At 59.7% G+C, this 16,414-nt stretch carries 16 protein-coding genes; 9 read left to right on the top strand and 7 right to left on the bottom strand.

The window, feature by feature from the left end; all coding sequences use genetic code 11:
• Positions 1-36 precede the first annotated feature (36 nt).
• Positions 37-999: a 2-hydroxyacid dehydrogenase gene (locus tag OOZ53_RS02650; RefSeq protein WP_271087749.1), complete on the bottom strand. Its 963-nt coding sequence runs from the start codon at positions 997-999 to the stop codon at positions 37-39.
• Positions 1,000-1,170: 171 nt separating this feature from the next.
• On the opposite strand from OOZ53_RS02650, the gene OOZ53_RS02645 reads away from it, so the two are divergent.
• The 6 genes from OOZ53_RS02645 (at position 1,171) to OOZ53_RS02620 (ending at position 8,921) form a co-directional block, all read left to right on the top strand.
• The gene (locus OOZ53_RS02645; RefSeq protein ID WP_271087748.1) at positions 1,171-1,620 is read left to right on the top strand and encodes a MarR family winged helix-turn-helix transcriptional regulator; all 450 of its coding nucleotides are present in this window, start codon (positions 1,171-1,173) and stop codon (positions 1,618-1,620) included.
• A gap of 5 nt (positions 1,621-1,625) precedes the next feature.
• Positions 1,626-4,859: a 2Fe-2S iron-sulfur cluster-binding protein gene (locus tag OOZ53_RS02640; protein ID WP_271087747.1), complete on the top strand. Its 3,234-nt coding sequence runs from the start codon at positions 1,626-1,628 to the stop codon at positions 4,857-4,859.
• Positions 4,860-5,035: 176 nt separating this feature from the next.
• Positions 5,036-6,427: a circularly permuted type 2 ATP-grasp protein gene (locus OOZ53_RS02635; protein ID WP_271087836.1), complete on the top strand. Its 1,392-nt coding sequence runs from the start codon at positions 5,036-5,038 to the stop codon at positions 6,425-6,427.
• A gap of 4 nt (positions 6,428-6,431) precedes the next feature.
• Complete coding sequence (locus OOZ53_RS02630; RefSeq protein WP_271087746.1) at positions 6,432-7,355, top strand: alpha-E domain-containing protein; 924 nt, start codon at positions 6,432-6,434, stop codon at positions 7,353-7,355.
• Between the two features lie 12 nt (positions 7,356-7,367).
• A complete protein-coding gene (locus OOZ53_RS02625; protein WP_271087745.1) occupies positions 7,368-8,177 on the top strand; it encodes a transglutaminase family protein in 810 nt (269 codons plus the stop codon).
• Positions 8,178-8,186: 9 nt separating this feature from the next.
• A complete protein-coding gene (locus OOZ53_RS02620) occupies positions 8,187-8,921 on the top strand; it encodes a proteasome-type protease (RefSeq protein WP_271087744.1) in 735 nt (244 codons plus the stop codon).
• A gap of 16 nt (positions 8,922-8,937) precedes the next feature.
• Here OOZ53_RS02620 and OOZ53_RS02615 read toward each other — a convergent pair whose 3' ends face one another.
• The 3 genes from OOZ53_RS02615 to OOZ53_RS02605 form a co-directional block, all read right to left on the bottom strand.
• The gene (locus OOZ53_RS02615) at positions 8,938-9,321 is read right to left on the bottom strand and encodes a glyoxalase superfamily protein (protein ID WP_271087743.1); all 384 of its coding nucleotides are present in this window, start codon (positions 9,319-9,321) and stop codon (positions 8,938-8,940) included.
• 615 nt (positions 9,322-9,936) lie between these two features.
• Entirely contained in the window at positions 9,937-11,319 is a 1,383-nt protein-coding gene (locus tag OOZ53_RS02610; RefSeq protein ID WP_271087742.1) for an aminotransferase family protein, read from the bottom strand.
• Between the two features lie 151 nt (positions 11,320-11,470).
• Entirely contained in the window at positions 11,471-12,391 is a 921-nt protein-coding gene (locus OOZ53_RS02605) for a LysR family transcriptional regulator (RefSeq protein WP_271087741.1), read from the bottom strand.
• A 1,020-nt stretch (positions 12,392-13,411) separates the two neighbouring features.
• Between OOZ53_RS02605 and OOZ53_RS02600 the strand changes: the two genes are divergently transcribed.
• Positions 13,412-13,753, top strand: coding sequence for an antibiotic biosynthesis monooxygenase family protein (locus OOZ53_RS02600; protein ID WP_271087740.1), 342 nt, complete (start codon positions 13,412-13,414; stop codon positions 13,751-13,753).
• 35 nt (positions 13,754-13,788) lie between these two features.
• Here OOZ53_RS02600 and OOZ53_RS02595 read toward each other — a convergent pair whose 3' ends face one another.
• Positions 13,789-14,100, bottom strand: coding sequence for a cupin domain-containing protein (locus OOZ53_RS02595; protein ID WP_271087739.1), 312 nt, complete (start codon positions 14,098-14,100; stop codon positions 13,789-13,791).
• Position 14,101: 1 nt separating this feature from the next.
• Positions 14,102-14,515: a MerR family transcriptional regulator gene (locus OOZ53_RS02590; RefSeq protein WP_271087738.1), complete on the bottom strand. Its 414-nt coding sequence runs from the start codon at positions 14,513-14,515 to the stop codon at positions 14,102-14,104.
• Positions 14,516-14,588: 73 nt separating this feature from the next.
• Between OOZ53_RS02590 and OOZ53_RS02585 the strand changes: the two genes are divergently transcribed.
• A complete protein-coding gene (locus OOZ53_RS02585) occupies positions 14,589-15,224 on the top strand; it encodes a cation efflux transmembrane domain-containing protein (protein WP_271087737.1) in 636 nt (211 codons plus the stop codon).
• A gap of 58 nt (positions 15,225-15,282) precedes the next feature.
• Here the strand turns inward: OOZ53_RS02585 and OOZ53_RS02580 are convergent, their stop codons facing one another.
• Positions 15,283-15,498 (bottom strand): hypothetical protein, encoded by a 216-nt coding sequence (locus OOZ53_RS02580; protein WP_271087736.1) that lies wholly within the window; start codon positions 15,496-15,498, stop codon positions 15,283-15,285.
• Positions 15,499-15,735: 237 nt separating this feature from the next.
• Here OOZ53_RS02580 and OOZ53_RS02575 point away from each other — a divergent pair, with 237 nt between their 5' ends.
• Entirely contained in the window at positions 15,736-16,398 is a 663-nt protein-coding gene (locus OOZ53_RS02575; RefSeq protein ID WP_271087735.1) for a peroxiredoxin, read from the top strand.
• The last annotated feature ends 16 nt before the right edge of the window (positions 16,399-16,414 follow it).

Below are 16,414 nucleotides of genomic sequence, written 5' to 3'. Positions count from 1 at the left end.
TTGCGCAAGTTCCGGATGCTGGCTTGCCTCAACTTGTCACGAACGTGGCCAGGGCGTTTCGGCGACCGGCGTTACAGGTGCGCCTTTCTCGAACCAGCCGGTCAGATTGTCGACCTGCAACTGCGCCATCGCGTTGCGTGTATGCTGTGAGGCGGAGGCCACATGCGGCAGCAGAACAACGTGATCCATTGCCAGCAATTCCGCCGGGACATTGGGTTCGTCTTCAAAGACATCGAGGCCGGCCGACATGATGGTCCCGTCCTTCAACGCCTTGATGAGGGCGGTCTCGTCGACGGTGGAACCCCGACCGATATTGATGAATATGCCGTCCGGACCCAGTGCCTCGAAGATGTCGGGACCGATCAGGCCGCGCGTGGCTTCTCCGCCGGGGGCGGCGCACAAAAGCACGTCGCAGTGGGTCGCCAGTTCACGCAGGCTTGAAATGTATGGATAGTTTACATCGCGCAAGCGCGATCTGTTGTGGTAACAGACCTCCATGCCAATGGCCTGTGCCCGATGGGCAATCGCGCGGCCGATTCGCCCGAGGCCGAAAATGCCAAGCCTCTTGTCGCGCAATGTACCGCGCGTGAGCGGGTAGCTTTTTTGCCAGTTGCCGGCGCGAAGCCAACGTTCCGCCGCGGAGAGTTCGCGGGCCGTCATGATCAGGAGGCCGATCGCCGTATCGGCCACCTCGTCGGTCAGCACATCGGGCGTATTCGTCACGATGACATCATTTTCTGCGGCGAGCGAGGCGTCGATATTGTCATAGCCGACGCCGAAATTCGCAATGATTTCCAGATTGGGAAGACGAAGGATCAGATCTCGGTTCACGCTTCGAAACGGGCTGCTAGCGACGCCGCGAATGCGTTCGCCGGACGCCTGGATCACGGCTTCCAACGCATCCGTCTCATAGGCCTCGTGCACGGTGAAGGCGTGCTTGAGGCTTTCAAGCGCAGCCGGCATCAGCCGGCCGGCGATCAGGATTTCAGGTTTCTGCATCGTTTGGGTCCCGTTGTTGGAGATTTCTTTTAGTTCGATCGGGCCGATCCTTGAAGACAAAGTTTTCGTCCGGTGTGCCGTGTTGATTAACATCGCAAGTAAATAATTGACATTGTTAATTAACGTCGGTAACCATATCGGACGAACCAGCGATGTCCGGAGGAACTTGCAATGGATTGCGGCTACCGGCTGCACTCCAGGCTCGGATACAAGGTTTCCCGCCTTGCCCGATTGATGGAGACCGAGCTCGAGGAGATGATCAGCCCGCTCGGCATAACGCGTCTGATGTGGTGCATCCTGAGCGGTGTGGGGTTGGAGAATGTCAACACGCCTTCGGCGCTGGCAAATTATGTCGGCATTGCGCGTTCGGCGGTTTCGCGCGCCCTGCGGAACATGGAAGACATGGATTTGATTCGGCGTTGCGGGGTCGATGGCGACGGCCGCGGCGTCGAGATCAGGCTGACGCAAAAGGGCAGGGCGGTCATGGAAGAATGCCGCCCGCTGGTTGAACAGCTCAACGATCAATATGCCGGCAAGATCGCAAAGGACGACCTTGATGCCGTGCTGCGCCTGATCGACGCTTTGTCGGCCGGCGAAACGAGGGAGCTGGTCCGCCTTTAAAAGCCATGAACGTCAATCTCTTCTCGACCAGAAAACGCCCCTTCCATCTTGGCCCCTTTCCGCTCGAAAGGCTGAACCGGTCAACGGCCGATCCGGATCTCTCGGATATCGCGCCAATGCGGCCGATGGATTTCGCGCGCCATCCGCAGGAATCGCTGGCCCATGCCATGGCCCGGTTCCTTGCCATGATGGACACCGTGCGCGACGGCAAGATCGTCCACGGCGAAGCGGAGATTCCGGACGATCTCCAGGAACGCTCCAATCATCTCAAGGCAGCGGGCTACTATTTCGATGCCTCCATGGTCGGTATCGCGCGTCTTGAGGGAGAACATTTCCTGGCAGAGCCGTTCCGCAACCCGATGATCGACGACATCAAGGCGGAGCTGGAAGCCGGCCAGCCGAAAAGTTTCGCCTCCGGCATCGATGCGATCTATGCCGACGTGCTGGAATCGACCCGCGTGGAGCTTGGGCCGGTCGATCACCACAAATATGCGCTGGTCTTTCTTGTCGAGCATACGCGCGACCCGCGCCCGGATGAGCCGGGCACGGAGTGGTTCGTTGACACTCAGGCTGAGCGCGCCGCACTGCTGACCTCCAATGTCGCCGTGGTGATCGCCAACTATCTGCGGATGCTCGGTTACGAGGCCCGTGCCCATACGGCGACAACGTCGGATGTCGATCTGAACCGGCTCGGCGTGTCGTCGGGTCTGTGCTCGGTGGAGCGCGGTGAGGACGGCGTTGTTCTGGCAAATCCCTTTGTTGGTCCGCGGTTCGGGCTCGCCGCGGTGACCACAACGCTTGAGATGGTGCCGGATGCGCCGCTCGGCGAGCATGGCGGCCGTGCCGGATGGCGGTCCCACGGCCCGGACTGGTGGATGGGCCGGGGAACGGACCGGCGGGCGGCGACAGCCATTCCGTATCGCGACCGCGATTTCCGCATGGGGCCGCACCCCTTCGAGACGATCAAGCGCCGCGACGAGCCGACCACCTTCATCGACGAGGAGCGTGTGCCGCGCTTTCCCAAACGGGCCGATTTCTTTGCCCGGGCGCTTTTCGGCGATATGGGCAAACAGGTCCAGGAAGGCGCCAAGGGCGGCATGTATGTCATGAAAAGCCCAATCGGCGCCTGCGCGCGCCGGGCGCTCGGCGCACTGCTGCTTCTTCAGTTCGGCGAGGCGCGGGGACCGGTCTCGCCGCAGGCGACGGACCCGGCCCGCAACGCCGACAATCTCAAGGCCGCCTCCTACTATCTGTCCGCCGATGCGGTGGGTCTCAGCCGGGTGCCCGAATGGGCCTATTATTCGCACGATGCCGGCGGCAATCCGCTGCAGCCCTACCACGACAATGGCGTTTCGCTGCTGCTCGACCAGGGCTTCGAGACGATGGAGGGCGCGAGCGGCGACGACTGGATCTCGGTGGCGCAATCGATGCGTGCCTATTTGCGTTTTTCGCTGCTTGGCGGCGTGATTGGCGAGCAGATACGCCGGCTGGGCTACTCCGCCCGGGTTCATTCGGTGCTTGACGGCGACGTCCTGCAGCCGCCGCTCCTATTGCTGTCCGGTCTGGGGGAGGTGAGCCGGATCGGCGAGGTCATCCTCAATCCGTTTCTCGGCCCGCGTTTGAAATCCGGTGTCGTGACGACATCCATGCCGATGACCCACGACAAGCCGATCGATTTCGGTCTTCAGCATTTCTGCAACTCCTGCAACAAATGTGCCCGTGAATGTCCGTCCGGTGCGATCACGGCCGGCCCCAAGCTGATGTACAATGGCTACGAGATCTGGAAATCCGATGCCGAGAAGTGCGCCCGATACCGTATCACCAATACGGCCGGCGGCATGTGCGGGCGCTGCATGAAGACCTGTCCCTGGAACCTGGAGGGCCTCTTTGCCGACGAGGCGTTTCGCTGGCTGGCGATCAACGCGCCGAAAAGCGCCAAAACGCTGGCGGCAATGGATGACGCGCTGGGGCGCGGCGAGATCAATCCCGTCAAGACATGGTGGTGGGACGTCGAACTCGACACACAACAGGGCCGTTATGTGCAGGCAGAGTCGGCAAACCGGCGCGGGCTCTCAAAACAACTCGACGTCAGATATGAGGACCAGACGCTTGCCGTCTATCCGGCGGATGTCATGCCGCTGCCCTATCCGGTAACGCATCCGCTCAACCGCGAAGAGGGCATTGAGCGCTACCGCACCATGCTGACGCCGGAGGATTACCGCAAAAAACTCGCAGCCGGCGATACCGAGGGCCTGACGCCGAAGGCGCGCTCGCTGGACGGGCCGCCGCCGGTCTTTCCGGTGATCGTCTCGAAACGTGAGGACCTTGCCGATGACATCGTCCTTTTCGAACTCACGCGGGCCGATGGAAAGCTGTTGCCGCCGGTTGATGCAGGTGCCCATGTCGACGTCGTCATCGCGCCCGAATATCAGCGCCAGTATTCGCTCGCCGGTGATCCCTCGGACAACAGCAAATATGTTCTCGGCGTTCAGAAAGAGGAAAAGGGCCGCGGCGGATCGCTCCTCATGTACCGTGTCTTCAAGGAGGGCAGGCGGGTCTTTATCTCCGAGCCGCGCAATCATTTTCCGCTGGACGAGGAAGCGCCTTTTTCCATCCTCATGGCGGGCGGCATCGGGGTCACGCCGCTGATCACCATGGCGCACCGGCTCCACGCACTCGGACGTGAGTTCATCTTCCATTACAGCGCCAAATCCGAACAGCAGTCCGGCTTCGCGCGTCAACTGAAGGCAATGCCCTGGTCCGAGCGCGTATTCTTCCATTTCTCCGCCGACGGCAAGCGCGCCAACTTGCCCGAGCTGATACCCGGCTACCGGGAGGGTTTCCGGCTCTATACCTGCGGCGCTGACCGCTACATGGACGGCGTATTCGAGGCCGCCGGGGCCAAGGGCTGGCCGGAAGAGGCGCTTCTCAAGGAGTACTTCTCCGTTCCAGAGGCACCGGACTATGTCAATTTTGATTTTGAACTGGAGCTCACGAAATCCGGTCGCACCATAAAGGTGCCCGCGGACGAAACCGCCGCCGATGCGCTCAATGCCGCCGGCATTGCCGTCGATGTGAAATGCAGCGATGGCCTTTGCGGCGTCTGTTCCGCGCCGCTTGTCACCGGAGACGTGGAACACCGCGACCACGTCCTGTCTGCGAGGGAGCGGGAGCAAAAGATCATCCTGTGCTGTTCACGCGCGCAGGAGAAAGGCGGCGTGGTAAAGGTGGACCTGTAATTCCCGCCTTACCTCGATCGGCCTAGAAATTCGACATTGATGGGTTAAACGTCTGCCCAATATTCATGCAGGACCACATCTTCCTGATTGCAAAGAGTTTTGCTAGGCTTTCCCGATACGCACGAAAAAGTGCGGAGGGGAAACAGTAAAAAAGGCTCGGCGTGCCCTTTAACGAGATGGAAGAGACGGACGGCATTCGCGCCCCTTACAGGCGTATTGCCGACTGGATTGAAGAAACGGGAACCGAGCTTCTTGGCCGCCGCAATGACGAGGCGGAGGCAATCTTCCGGAAAATCGGAATTACGTTCGCCGTCTACGGCGAAGGGGGCGACCCGGAAAGATTGATCCCGTTCGACCTGATACCGCGCGCCTTCTCAGCAACCGAATGGGCGCAACTCGACCGCGGCATACGTCAGCGCGCCCGGGCGCTGAACGCCTTCCTCTATGACATCTACCACCGCGGCGAGATCATCAAGGCGGGCATCATTCCCGGCCGTCTGGTCTACTGCAACTCCGCGTTCTTGCCGCAGATGGTCGGGTTCGCACCGCCCGGCCGCGTCTACAGCCACATCGTCGGCATCGATATCGTGCGTACCGGACCCGGCAGCTTCCAGGTTCTGGAAGACAATTGCCGCACGCCCTCGGGTGTCAGCTACATGCTGGAAAACCGGGAGATCATGGCGCGCATGTTCCCTGATGTTTTCAGCGGCGGGCCGGTGCAGCCGGTCGATCACTATCCGGACGAACTGCTGCGCACGCTGAAAGAAGTGGCGCCGGCTTCCGCATCGGGCGAGCCGACCGTCGTTCTGCTGACGCCCGGATCGCTCAACTCCGCCTATTACGAGCATTCCTTCCTGGCCGACCTGATGGGCATAGAACTCGTCGAGCCGCAGGACCTGTTCGTCGATGAAGCCAAGGTGTGGATGCGCACGACGCGCGGCCCGCAACGGGTCGATGTCATCTACCGGCGCATTGACGACGACTATATCGATCCGCTGACATTCCGGCCCGACAGCATGCTCGGCATTGCCGGTCTCTTCGATGCTTACCGGGCCGGCAACGTCAATATCTGCTCGGCTCCGGGCGCCGGCGTTGCGGACGACAAGGCGATCTACATCTATGTCCCGGAGATGATCCGATTTTATCTCGGCGAGGAGCCGGTGCTGGAAAACATTCCCACCTATCAGTGCAGCCGGGACGATGAACTTGCGCATGTGCTGGATAATCTCGAAGAGCTTGTGGTCAAGGAAGTGCATGGCTCGGGTGGCTATGGCATGCTGATCGGGCCGAAGAGCACCGAGCAGGAGATCAAGGATTACCGCAAACGCATCATCGCGGATCCCGCCGAGTTCATCGCCCAGCCGACGCTCGACCTGTCCACGGCGCCGACGCTTCAAAGCAACCAGATCATGGGCAGGCACGTCGATTTCAGGCCGTTCTGCCTTGTCGGCAAGAACATAAGGCTGGTGCCGGGCGGTCTGACCCGGGTGGCGCTGAAGGCCGGCTCGCTCGTCGTCAATTCAAGCCAGGGCGGCGGCGTCAAGGACACATGGGTGCTGCGGGAATGATGCCATGCTGAGCCGTGCCGCCGAAAACCTGTTCTGGCTGGGCCGCTACATGGAGCGTGCCGAGGCGACCGCCAGAATGATTTCGATGGGACAGCGCATGGCGACGCTGCCGGGCAGCATGGGGCAGTCCGAATGGACCTCCCTGTTACAGGCAACCGGTGCGCCCGCGCCTGAGGACCGGCCGGTCACCGAGGCCGATATCGTGGCCGAGCTCATTCTCGATCCTGTCAGCCCATCAGCGGTACAGGCCTGTTTTTCGAAGGCCAGGGAAAACGGTCGCGCCGTCCGCACGGCGCTGACGCAGGAGATGTGGGAGAGCCTCAACGAAGACTGGCGCTATCTGGAATCGATGGACACGCAGGCCGCCCGCCGCCAGCTCGATCATCTGCTGGAATGGATCCGCAAGCGGGCGGCGGTCTTCCGCGGCGCTGTTGAGACGGCCATGTTGCGGAACGAGGGCTACTTCTTCCTGCGCCTTGGCAGCAATATCGAGCGGGCCGACATGACATTGCGGCTCCTCAACGTGAAATATTTCCTGCTGTTGCCGGAAACCGAGGTCGTGGGCGGCGGCCGCGACCATCACCAGTGGATGTCGATGCTGCACGCGGTGTCCGGCCTGCGCGCCTATCACCACCACTATGGCGGCGACTACGCACCCTGGAACATCGCCGATTTCCTGCTGCTCAATCAGACATTCCCGCGCTCCGTCGCTTTCAGCTACAGCCAGATCCACGGCTGTCTCGACAGGCTCGACAAGAACCACGGCGGCGCGCACAAATGCCAGCGTACCGCGCAGACGGAACTGGGACGTTTGACCCGCCTCGACATCAACGCCGTCTTCAGCGATGGCTTGCATGAATTCATCAACGATCAGATCGCCACGACCGCGCGTATCAGCAAGGAGGTGTCGGATGCTTATCACTTCTGACGGGAAAAGCTGATGCGGCTGAGCGTGCGTCACCGTTCCGAATACGGTTACGAACCCGCGGCAGCGCGCGTCTCGCTGCGGCTCAAGCTGTTTCCGTCGGTCTATGACGGACAGTCGGTCGAAGGCTGGACCGTGACGGTCAATGGCGATCCGGTCGCGCCCATCTACATCACCGGCTATGGCGACGAAATCGCGTTGTGGCAAAGCGAAGGCGCTGTGTCCCGGGTCGAGGTTCTGGCGAATGGCGTGGTTTCAACCGAAGACAAGTCCGGGGTGGTGCGTGATCTCCCGAAAAAGCCGCCATCTTCGATATTCCTGCGCGATACGGATTTGACACGCGCGGACGAAGCGATCCGCACGCTGGCGGAAGCCGCGCGCAAGGAAGATGCGCTCGAGACCACGCATGCGCTATCGCTGGCGGTGCGCGAAGCGATCGACTACCGGCCTGAAGCCACCACGGCGACCACCACAGCGGCCGAGGCGATGGCGATCGGCGCAGGCGTCTGCCAGGACCATTCCCATGTCCTCATTTCCGCCTGCCGGGCGCTCGATATACCGGCGCGCTATGTCACCGGTTACCTGAAGGCGGCCGATGACGAGGACGAGCTGCTCGAGACCCATGCCTGGGTGGAGGCTCACATCAGGCAATTTGGCTGGGTGGGGCTCGATCCGTCGAATGGCATTTCGCCGACGGATCATTACATTCGGATCGCCTGTGGGCTGGACGCCGACGATGCGACTCCGATAAAAGGCCATGTGGTCGGCGGATCGCAAATCACGCTCTCGGCGGATGTCGCGGTTTCCGACAATCAGCAGCAGTAGGAACTTTGCTTGACATATTGTGTTGCCATCAAGCTGGACGCCGGTCTGGTGTTGCTCTCCGACACGCGCACCAACGCAGGAATGGACAATATCTCCCGCTACGGCAAAATGCACAGCTGGGAGGTGCCGCAGGAGCGCGCGATCGTGCTCCTGACAGCCGGCAATCTTTCGATCACGCAAGGGGTCATCACCCGGCTGGAAAAACAGATCGAAATGACGGCGGTCGATCCCGAGGTGGAGACCATCCTGAATGCCGACAGCATGTTCCGTGTCGCGCAGATCGTCGGCGAGACCATGCGCCAGGTCCAGGAAAGGCACCGCGAGGGCATGGAAGCACAGGGCACCGCTTTCAACGCGACCGTTCTGGTCGGAGGCCAGAGAAAAGGCGGTTCGCTGCGGCTGTTTCTCGTCTACTCCGCCGGAAATTTCATTGAGGCGACCGCCGACACGCCGTTTTTCCAGATCGGCGAGCACAAATACGGCAAGCCCATCCTGGACCGGGTGATCACGCCGCAAACGCCGCTCGAAAAGGCAAAACTGGCGGCTTGTGTCTCCATGGATTCGACCTTGCGCAGCAACCTTTCGGTGGGCATGCCGCTCGATCTCGCCATTATCAAAACGGATTCCTATGAAATTTCCGAACGCCGCCGCATCGAACCGGACGACAAGGATTTCGGAAGGCTTTCCGATGCATGGTCACAGGCGTTGAATTCCGCGTTTCACGATCTTCCGCACGTATTTTGAGCGTCCGGTTTTTTGATCAGAACAGACGCTGGGAAAGCGGCCTGACAAAAGTGAGGATATTGCCGTCGACATCACGCAGGCTCATTTGACGCGTGCCCGAGATCGTGTCCTGCGGCGGCTCGAATATGTGCACCCCGTTGCGGGTACACTCGGCGTGAAACTGGTCCACATCCGCAACGTCAAGCATCAGCCTTATGCCGACAGCCCCGTCCTCGGCGTGTTCTGACAGATAAAGCGCCACACCGTCGCGGCTCAAAGCCGCAAAGACCGGAAAGGCGGGATCCACCTGCCGCCGCCAATCCTCGGAAAATCCGATGCTTCGATAGAATGGCATCGCCTGTTTGAAACTCGCGACCCGTATGACGGGCGTGCAGCGTTCGATGCGAGTCGAGAATTCCATTGGGCAGTCAACCTGATTCTTTGAAGCTTCCGGCGAAACTATAGCCCGGAGCGGCACATTTGGCATAACCGGTATCGTTTTGCCCGGTGGCGAGAATGAACTGCGGTGACTTCGCCGTAAAAAAGCGGGCAAGAACCGTCGATTCTTGCCCGCCGGAACCCGCGAGTGATGGGATGGGTGAGTTCTCGCAAGGAACCGAGCCTTCCCGTCCAGCCGTTACGGCCAACCGTACAGGAAGCGCATTCCAGTGCGCCGGAACACCGCTCATCGCCAAAGGAGGTCAATGGGCCAATTGAGCCTATGCGCCGGCACCGGAATTGTCTTCCTGAGTATTAACAATAAAAACTTCGGTTCATGCAATCCGGCAAAGCGGAAATTTGCAGATCTGTGGAGCATAATCTGACAAATTCAGTCTATTTGACAAAATAAAGTATTGCGGGAGCGTCCGAATGGGTGTGGATGTATGAATTTTAGCCATGAACGAGCAAAAATACATATTGACCGAATAGTAAAAATACGACTGTTTACATCAAAATAACTGGATATTTGAGTGTATGGGCGATTTGAGCCCGATGGGCCCTCAAAGGAGCCCACCGTCCCGGTCTGCCGTGCCGGTTAGGCGCTTACGCGCGCGAGCGCATTGTCAATGGCGTCGACAATCGCGTCCAGATCGTCCTTGGTGCATATCAGCGCCGGGCTAAGGCACAGCGTGTTGTTGTAAACGTCGAAGCTCCGGTTCGTCGCGCCGATGATCACACCATTGGACATGCAGTCCGCAACGATGGCTTGGGCCGTGCTCTCATCGACGGGCTCTTTCGATGCCCGGTCCTTCACAAGTTCCACGCCGCAAAACAGGCCTTTGCCGCGTACGTCACCGATGAGTTCGTGCCGCTCCTTGAGCATGTGCAGTCGATCCAGCAGGTAACCGCCCATGGCGGTTGTATTCTCCAGGAGGTTCTCATCCTCGATGATGCGCATGTTTTCCAGCGCTGCCGCCGGACCCGCGGCACAACCGCCGAAGGTCGATATGTCACGGAAATAGCTCATCGGATCCGCCGGATCGGATTTGAACTCGTTGAACACATCCTCCGTTGTCACGGTGCACGAGATCGCCGCATAGCCGGAAGCAACGCCCTTCGCCATCGTCACGATGTCGGGCTGGATATCGTAATGCTGATAGCCGAACCATTTGCCAGTGCGGCCGACACCGCACACGACCTCGTCAATGTGCAGAAGGATATCGTATTTGCGGCAGATTTCCTGGACGGTTGGCCAGTAGCCCTCTGGCGGCGTTATGACGCCGCCGCCGGCGGTGATCGGCTCCAGTACAATGGCGCCGACCGTATCGGGGCCCTCGCGCAGGATAACGTCCTCGATCGCGCGCGCGGCCTTTTCTCCGTAGTCGGCGCAATCGCCGTATTGCGAGCGGTATTCCAGGCAATGCGGCACTTCGACGAAGCCCGGCGTGAACGGGCCGTACTGGCCCTTGCGCTGAATCTGGCCCGTCGAGCTCAGCGCGGTAATGGTCGTGCCGTGGTAGTCGCGCTCGCGATAGAGAATCTTGTGCTTCTTGCCGCCATACTTGTTGTGCGCGATCTGCCTGACGATCTTGTAGGCCTTTTCATTTGCCTCCGAGCCTGAATTGGACAGATAGACGCGGCTCAGCCCCGGCATTTTGCCAATCAGCTTTCCGGCGAATTGTGCGCCCGGCACATTGCCGGCGGTATTTGCGAAGTAGTTGAGCCTTACCAGCTGTTCGCGCACGGCATCGGCGATTGTCTCGCGCCCATACCCGACATTGACGGTCCAGACACCGCCGGAGACTGCATCGAGAAATTCTCTTCCTCTTGCATCCCATACGCGCATACCCTTGCCTTCGATGACGACCATCGGATCACTGGTTTCATAACGCTTGTGCTGGCTCAGATGGTGCCAGACATGCGTGCGATCGTTCTCGATGGCTTCGCTGAAATCATTGTTGCCCGGTGTCAGGTTCATGGTCTTGCTCCAAAAGCGGCTGATCGGTTGACCACGCCGTGTCACCGATCGCTCAGTCTCGTATTTCCGGCGACAATCCCATGCAAGCACGGTCCGGCGATAGCCCCAGTTCCGAGCGCTTGATGACGCCAGATATCGGCCGCGCGCAGGCTCAGTGATGTTCGGGGGCGAACCAGCCGTCGCTGAAGCGCCGTTTCAGGAAGTCGACGACGGCCCGGACCTTGTAGGGCAGGTAGCGCCGGCTCGGATAGACCAGCCATGCGGCGGCCTGCGCGTGGCCGCCGGCCATTTCGAACGAGGGCAGCACATTGACCAGTCTTCCCGCGTTGATATCGGCCTGAACCATCCACTCCGCCAGCAGTGTTGGGCCGAGCCCGTCGCAGGCGCATTGCTGCAGGGCTTGCACCGACGATATGATGATATCGCCATCGACAGGGATATTGAATTCCTTGCCCTCCGCATCCATCGCTACCCAGTTCTGATTGTAGGCGGGTGCGCGGAAAAGCAGGCATCGATGATCCGCGAGGTCCAACGGGTGTTTGATTGGTGCGTGTGACTTGAGGTAACGGGGGCTTGCACAGACAATATACCGGGTATTGAACAATTTGGTCGCGATCAGGTCGCCCTCGATCCGGCGGCTGAGGCGAATTGCGAGATCGATGCGGTTGGCCACCAGGTCGACCTGGGAATCCGTCAGATGAAGTTCTATTCGCAAATCCGGGAATTCGGCGCGCATCTGTGGCAAAAGCGGTGCAAGGCAGATCTGACCGAATGCAACGCTTGCTGTTATGCGCATGCTGCCGGTGGCCCGTGCGCTGACGGCCAGCGCTTCCTCGCGGGCATTGTCCATGTATTCGATCAGCGCTTCCATTCGGTTGAGATAGATTTCGCCGGCTTCCGTCAGCGTCATGCTGCGGGTCGTCCTCTGGAACAGCCGGATGCCGAGTTCGGTTTCAAGGTTCGCCACTGCCCGGGAGACTGTTGATGGATCCTGATTGTTTTCGCGGGCGACGCCGGCGAAACTGTTTCGCTTTGCGACATCCACAAACAGTTTGAGTGTCTCCAGGTCCATTGCTGCACAATATGCACGAATATACTGCCCGTCGAGCAATTTATTGTTCCGGGAGGGCCAACTACTCTCGAATCGGGCGGCTGCGATGTTGAGTCTGAGACCGATCAGGATCACAGATGGAGCTTGGTGGTAAAGGTGTGTTGTTAGCCGGCACAGGCCAGGAGTTGGGCGAGGCAAAAGCTCGGGAGAATGCAGGGCGATGCGCTTCCGACCTTCTCGTCACGTATTCCGGCGGTGCCGTTGACCCCGTCGCGCAATCAATCCGCGGCGGAGCGGGCGCATCTTTAACAAATGCGACTCTTTCTGTTGAAACTGCTCCACTCAACGCTGCAGTCGACCACTGTTGCCGTTCCTTCGGACACACGGACATCAACGCGCGTAATGCGGGGATATTCGAGCCGATTGATCGCTCTGCGGGATCGATCCCTGTGGCCTGGGGCAGGACAGTCGATGTCACTGGATTGCGTGTCCGGCTCGGCAACCATGCCGTGCGGCAGGTTCCATCGGAACAGCCGGCACAGACGTGCATGGTTGTCGAAAGGGGAGCGGCAACAGACCTTGAGGACTTCGGTCCGAAATTGTCGCGAGACGGCACATCACAGATGTTGTCCGTCAGCGAAGGTAATAGGTGCAACAGACCCGCGAATCCCGAGTCCGGCGCAGATTGCGAAACGGTGGCATCCGGAAAGCGGGTCGCCATCACGTCCTCCGGCACAAGCCACGACCGCCATGCGGACCAATCGGCCCGCAATTCGCCAGACCCCGCGATACGCGCCTTCGTCGGGGTATGTTCGAAGGTTGTTGCGGGTTGTGCCGGAGGTGACGGCTCTGTCGGCAGACCGGGCTGACATCAAAGATCAATCCTTTGGTCCAGGCGCTCATACGAAACGGGTTCTCCGCACAGCCGAGGTTCAGACGGCCGCGGAGCGGGTGAAAGATCGCAACGCCAGTTAAACCAAATTTAATGTGTGACGGACCATTCTTCGCGGTGACAACGGGTGTAAATGGCGGGCGGACCATATGACACAAGATACCAACGGTCGCGACTGGAACGAAGCCCATTGCGCCTTCTTCTGGGAGTACAAGGTGGAGCCCCACAACGCTGCGGCGTTTGAGGCGTTTTACGGCGCGCAGGGAAAATGGGCGGAACTGTTTCAACGCGCGCAAGGTTATGTCAGAACCGAGTTGTTGCGTGATCCGGACGATCCGACGCGGTATCGCACCGGCGATTACTGGCAGTCCCGCGAGGACTTCCTGAATTTCCTGCGGGACTTTTCAGAACAGTATGATGCGCTCGGTACAGAATGCACCGATCTTGCCGTCGAGCGTACAAATGCGGGCGTGTATCTGACGACGGGGTAGGCATCGGCAGGACTGTGCGGTCCCGCCGGGTCTGACTATTCCCGATCCAGGAATTCCACTTCTATAAAGGCGCATTCGAAGTCATTGCCATTGATGACATCGTGCTCGACGCCGGCCTTGCGAAAGTACGGCACGCCGTTCGACATGCCGGCTTTGGCAATCTCTCCGCCACCATTGTCGATTTCCAGAACGCCATCGAAAAGCGGTACGACGACATAGTCCCACCGGTGCCGGTGCCAGCCGGTATTGTCGCCGCGTTTCGGAAAGCGCCATTCCGTCACGCGTGTGCGTTCATTGTCGATCAATACTGTCGCCTGGGCGCTGCCTGGTTTTGTCTTGTCGCTCATCTCAATGCTCGTCCCTGCACAGTGAATGGTCCGAAAGGGCGCGAATGACATAACAGTCTTTGACGGTGCCTGCGTTGCAGGACTTCACGATGCGCGAAAGTTCGCTCTCCAGCCTTTGCAGGCGTTCGATGCGCTCGCGTATGTTTGCCAGGTGTTCACTGGCGATCCGGTCCGCCTCCGCGCACGGCATTTCGGGATGCGCATTGAGCCGAAGCAGATCGCGGATTGCGTCGATCGATAGCCCCAGGTCACGCGCATGTTTGATAAAGCCGAGCTGCTCGAGCTCAGCTTTCGAGTAGCGGCGCTGATTGCCTTGCGAGCGTTCCGGAGCCTCTATCAGCCCCATCTGCTCATAGTAGCGGATGGTGGGAACTTTCACGCCGGTGCGGCGTGCGATCTGCCCGATGGAGAACACGTTCGATGACCCCTTGAAGCTATAGCCGCTAGAGAGATTACATTTGTGCCGACAGTTAAACAAGGGACTGGCAATGGGCACCTGCTGCGGCAACGACAACCAAGCATTTGACGGCATGTCCGATGACTACAAGCGCAGGCTCTGGTTGGTCATCGGCTTGAATGCGATCATGTTCGCCGTGGAGATCGTGGCGGGGCAAATGGCGGGGTCGCAGGCGCTCCAGGCAGACGCGCTCGACTTCTTTGGCGATGCGTCGACCTACGGGATTTCACTGGCGGTCATCGGTTCATCCGTGGCGGTTCGCACAACGGCCGCACTGGCGAAAGGGATCAGCCTGCTGCTGATGGGGCTTTGGGTCTTCGGCTCCACCGCCTGGCATGTGTTTTTCGTCGGTTTGCCCGAGGCGCACGTCATGGGCGTCGTCGGTGCATTGGCTCTGGCCGCAAACATCGCAAGCGTTCTGCTGCTGGTGCGCTACAAGGACGGCGACGCCAATGTGCGCTCGGTCTGGCTCTGCTCGCGCAATGACGCGATCGGCAACATCGCCGTCATGTTCGCGGCCATTGGTGTTTGGGGCACCCGGACCGGTTGGCCGGATCTTCTGGTCGCGGCAATCATGGCCGGGCTTTTCCTGACATCCGCGGTGCAGATCGTCCGCCAGGGACTCCGAGAACGGCGGGCCGCGCGTTTCATGGAAGAGCCGGCATGACGGCGAAGCGGCTCACATATGGCTGCGATAGCGCCGATCCGGCGGCGCTGGCCGCAGCCTATTTCGATGGTGCGCCGTATTCTTCTATGAACGCGCGGAAGACATCGTCCAGCTTGTCCTGGTCCGCGTAACGGTCGAGATTTTCGAGCAGCACGACAAGCAGATAGTTGTTGCCGAGCCCCCAATCCGCGTTGAGCGCGCGCAGCCGGGCATAGGCCGATTCCGTCAGTCCGGCCGAGAAACGTTTCGGAAGAGGCAGCCGCTTCTTTGCCATGGCATTTCCTTTCTTCGTCAACCGCGTTTCGGCGCCGGGTCTTGCGCTGAAATCGCAGGGCGACCGTCGCATTGGCCATTCCATCCTTGCAGGGTGCGCACATGGTCGCAATAGCCACGCGGCCGCACCATATGAGTTGAATGTCTGTATTCGTTGGTGTTCACTGACGCCGGCATGTGCACCAAAAGTGGGCAATTGTCGTTCCGACTTTGCCGCATCCTTACAGGAGTTCAGGGTATGACGAATCTGAGAATTGGCGATACGGCGCCCGATTTCGAGGCGGAAACCACACAGGGAAAGATCAGGTTTCACGAATGGCTTGGCGATTCCTGGGGTGTCCTGTTTTCGCACCCGAAGGATTTTACCCCGGTGTGCACCACCGAACTGGGATACATGGCCAGGATCAATCCCGAATTCGAGAAGCGAAACGTCAAGATCATCGGATTGAGCGTCGATCCTGTCGACAATCATGCTGAATGGGCTGCCGATATCGAGGAGACGCAGGGCTTCATGCCCAACTATCCGATGATCGGCGATACGGACCTGAATGTCGCCAAGCTCTACGGCATGCTGCCGGCCGGTTCCGGCGAAACGTCCGAAGGGCGCACGGCAGTCGACAATCAGACCGTCCGCACCGTGTTCGTGATCGCGCCGGACAAGTCCATCAAACTGATGATTTCCTACCCGATGAGCACGGGCCGCAATTTCAACGAGATCCTGCGGGTCATCGATTCCATGCAACTGACTGCAAAACACCAGGTGGCAACACCGGTGAACTGGGAAGACGGCGACGACGTCATCATCGTACCGGCGGTATCGAACGAGGATGCCGAGAAGAAATTCCCGGGTGGCTGGAAGACACTCAAGCCGTATCTGCGGGTTGTTCCGCAGCCAAAGTAATTCGGATCACGCGACA

The sequence above is a fragment of the Allohoeflea poritis genome, assembly GCF_027889715.1.
GTDB classification, from domain to species: domain Bacteria; phylum Pseudomonadota; class Alphaproteobacteria; order Rhizobiales; family Rhizobiaceae; genus Hoeflea_A; species Hoeflea_A poritis.
Note: the sequence above shows the minus strand (reverse complement) of the source record. Positions and strands in the feature narration are given on the sequence as shown.

Excerpts from the sequence above, each read along its gene's own strand:
- OOZ53_RS02580 (WP_271087736.1), bottom strand. The coding sequence starts at position 15,498 with ATGGCAAAGAAGCGGCTGCCTCTTCCGAAACGTTTCTCGGCCGGACTG.
- OOZ53_RS02605 (WP_271087741.1), bottom strand. The coding sequence starts at position 12,391 with ATGGACCTGGAGACACTCAAACTGTTTGTGGATGTCGCAAAGCGAAAC.
- OOZ53_RS02595 (WP_271087739.1), bottom strand. The coding sequence starts at position 14,100 with ATGAGCGACAAGACAAAACCAGGCAGCGCCCAGGCGACAGTATTGATC.
- OOZ53_RS02575 (WP_271087735.1), top strand. The coding sequence starts at position 15,736 with ATGACGAATCTGAGAATTGGCGATACGGCGCCCGATTTCGAGGCGGAA.
- OOZ53_RS02615 (WP_271087743.1), bottom strand. The coding sequence starts at position 9,321 with ATGGAATTCTCGACTCGCATCGAACGCTGCACGCCCGTCATACGGGTC.
- OOZ53_RS02650 (WP_271087749.1), bottom strand. The coding sequence starts at position 999 with ATGCAGAAACCTGAAATCCTGATCGCCGGCCGGCTGATGCCGGCTGCG.
- OOZ53_RS02635 (WP_271087836.1), top strand. The coding sequence starts at position 5,036 with ATGGAAGAGACGGACGGCATTCGCGCCCCTTACAGGCGTATTGCCGAC.
- OOZ53_RS02640 (WP_271087747.1), top strand. The coding sequence starts at position 1,626 with ATGAACGTCAATCTCTTCTCGACCAGAAAACGCCCCTTCCATCTTGGC.
- OOZ53_RS02645 (WP_271087748.1), top strand. The coding sequence starts at position 1,171 with ATGGATTGCGGCTACCGGCTGCACTCCAGGCTCGGATACAAGGTTTCC.
- OOZ53_RS02600 (WP_271087740.1), top strand. The coding sequence starts at position 13,412 with ATGACACAAGATACCAACGGTCGCGACTGGAACGAAGCCCATTGCGCC.
- OOZ53_RS02610 (WP_271087742.1), bottom strand. The coding sequence starts at position 11,319 with ATGAACCTGACACCGGGCAACAATGATTTCAGCGAAGCCATCGAGAAC.
- OOZ53_RS02630 (WP_271087746.1), top strand. The coding sequence starts at position 6,432 with ATGCTGAGCCGTGCCGCCGAAAACCTGTTCTGGCTGGGCCGCTACATG.
- OOZ53_RS02585 (WP_271087737.1), top strand. The coding sequence starts at position 14,589 with ATGGGCACCTGCTGCGGCAACGACAACCAAGCATTTGACGGCATGTCC.
- OOZ53_RS02625 (WP_271087745.1), top strand. The coding sequence starts at position 7,368 with ATGCGGCTGAGCGTGCGTCACCGTTCCGAATACGGTTACGAACCCGCG.